We start from the raw sequence: 731 nt of genomic DNA, 5'->3' as shown, positions 1-731 counted from the left end.
GCCCTGGCGCACGCGGGGGTAAATAGTCGTCAGGCGGCGCAAGCCCCGGCGTCCCCGTTGAGCTGGTACAGGCCGCCTAACGCCTATTCAACATAATGCGGGGGAATTATACGCACTGCGCCGGTGAGCCCGGGCAACCGCCTGAGCATTGATGAGCGGCTTAATGCGTATAATTGGCATTATGTCTTGCGCCCCCGCGGGTCGGCATTGCGGGGAGTGGCGCACAAGGCTGCGCCTTATGCTCTAACCGACTGAGCCGGACATCGGCAACCCTGAGTTCTTCTTTAGCTGCCGTGCCAACGTCCGGCCAACACCCCTGAAGGCAGGTCGGCCTGCGGCCTCCGTTAATTAACTTCCCCCCGCCCCAACCCCGCTGCACTGGCTGCGCCCGGTTCGCAGTCGCAGGCTCCTTGCTCATTCCCGTGCTCGCCATCTCCGCCCCGTGCAGCCCCCAGGGGCTTCCCTGAACAAAATCGCGTGGTCATGCAAGGTCATATGCAAGCCGAAGCCACAGTGCCTCAGAGCGTCGCAGGGGCGCCGCTTGCGGGCTCTCTGCCGCCCGCGCCCGCAGAACGGGCGCCCGCCGCCCAAGCGAGTTGGGCGACGTTCGCCCGTTGCCGAAAAAGGCGCGACACTGACAATGGCACGGCGGGAAAAACCGGCCTTCGGGGGCGAAAAGCGCGTCAGGGGGTTTTGGGGTCGGCGACAAAGCAGCACGGGAAAAACCGGGT

At 64.8% G+C, this 731-nt stretch carries 1 protein-coding gene; it reads right to left on the bottom strand.

Translation table 11 applies throughout. The features are described 5' to 3' along the window. Nucleotides 1–160: 160 nt before the first annotated feature. Nucleotides 161–418, bottom strand: coding sequence for a hypothetical protein (locus EAE93_RS23965; protein ID WP_214040734.1), 258 nt, complete (start codon nt 416–418; stop codon nt 161–163). Between the last annotated feature and the right edge of the window lie 313 nt (nt 419–731).

Origin of the sequence: Photorhabdus akhurstii, assembly GCF_018448925.1 — a bacterium.
GTDB classification, from domain to species: domain Bacteria; phylum Pseudomonadota; class Gammaproteobacteria; order Enterobacterales; family Enterobacteriaceae; genus Photorhabdus; species Photorhabdus akhurstii.
The sequence above is the reverse complement of the archived record's forward strand: the minus strand, read 5'-3'. Positions and strand labels throughout refer to the sequence as shown.

Excerpts from the sequence above, each read along its gene's own strand:
- EAE93_RS23965 (WP_214040734.1), bottom strand. The coding sequence starts at position 418 with ATGAGCAAGGAGCCTGCGACTGCGAACCGGGCGCAGCCAGTGCAGCGG.